The sequence below is a fragment of the Streptomyces sp. NPDC058872 genome, from assembly GCF_042743065.1.
Classification (GTDB): Bacteria; Actinomycetota; Actinomycetes; order Streptomycetales; family Streptomycetaceae; genus Streptomyces.
This window is the reverse complement of sequence record NZ_JBHYMK010000021.1, coordinates 1-1327: the sequence shown is the minus strand read 5'-3', so window position 1 is coordinate 1327 and position 1327 is coordinate 1. Positions and strand designations below refer to the sequence as shown.

The 1327-nt window shown below is 71.4% G+C and carries 1 protein-coding gene; it reads right to left on the bottom strand.

The window, feature by feature from the left end; genetic code table 11:
• Window positions 1–98: 98 nt before the first annotated feature.
• Entirely contained in the window at window positions 99–1175 is a 1077-nt protein-coding gene (locus ACFW22_RS15770; protein WP_386403799.1) for a transglycosylase family protein, read from the bottom strand.
• Between the last annotated feature and the right edge of the window lie 152 nt (window positions 1176–1327).

The following is a 1327-nucleotide window of genomic DNA, read 5'->3' as shown; positions in this document are numbered from 1 at the left end:
CGTGGGGGGGGGGGGGGGGGGGGGGGGGGGGGGGGGGGGGGGGGGGGGGGGGGGGGGGGGGGGGGGGGGGGCCCCCCCCCCCCCCCGCGGGGAGGGTGTTACTTGCCGTCCCAGTCGCCGGCGACCGGGATCATGCCGTCCGCACCGAAGACGAAGCTGGAATCGGCCGCGTTGTTGGTGTTCTGGTTGTTCACGTAGAAGGTGTGGTTGCTCTCCCGCCACACCGCCACGGTGTCCTTGCCGTCACCGTCGAAGTCACCCGCGACCGCCTGGTCACCGACGCTGCCGTAACCGAACTCGTAGTCGTTGCCCCCCGCGTTCGGCGTGTTCCGCAGGTAGACCATGTGCGTCGACGGGTTGTACATCCCGATGCCGTCACCCCCCACACCGTCCCAGTCACCAGCCAACGGAACCATCCCGTCGCCCCCGTACACGAACGACTTGTCCGCCACCCCACTGGTGTTGGAGTTCTTCAAGTAGAAGGTGTGGTTCGACGGACGCCACACACCCACCGTCACGGTCCCGTTGCCGTCCCAGTCACCCATGACCGGAACGTCACCGACACTGCCGAAGTTCACCTCGTAGCTGTTGCCCCCCGCATTCGCCGAGTTCCGCAGATAGAACATGTGCGTCGACGGGTCGTACATCCCGACACCATCCGAACCGTTCCCGTCCCAGTCACCCGCCAACGGAACCATCCCCGTGGCACCGAAGACGAAGTCACCCGCGTCATTGCCACCACCCGTCGCCGTGTTCCGCAGATGGAAGTAGTGGCTCGACGGATCCCACATCCCGATCCCGTCCTTGTGGGCGAAGACCGGGTTGGCGGGGTCGGAGCCGAGGCCGACCTTGGGGCCGCAGACGGGCCACTGGCCCTCGCCGGCCCGGTCGAGCAGGCGCTCGCCGACGATGATCTGCTCCTCGCGGGTCGCCTGGTTCGGGTAGGCCGCGAAGTCGGTGCCGCCCACGGACTGCCAGGTGCTCAGGCTGAACTGGAGGCCGCCGTAGTAGGGGGCACCGCCCTCGGACCAGTTCCCGCCGCTCTCGCACTGGGCGAGCTTGTCCCAGGTGGCGACGGAGGCGGCGGACGCCTGACCGGTGCCGAGGGCGAGGGAGGCGAGGAGGGTGCCCGCTGCGAGGGCGAGCGTGGAGAGGCGGGAGGACGGGGAACGCATGACGACACCTCGAAGCGTGGGAGCGGGGACGGGGACCGTGGAGGAGGCGGGGCACGTGGCGGCGGGGCCCGGGGGGGGGGCCCCGCCGCCCCCCGGGGGGGGGGGGGGGGCCAAACAGCCGGGGCGGGCGGGCCCGGCCCCCCCCCCGTGCG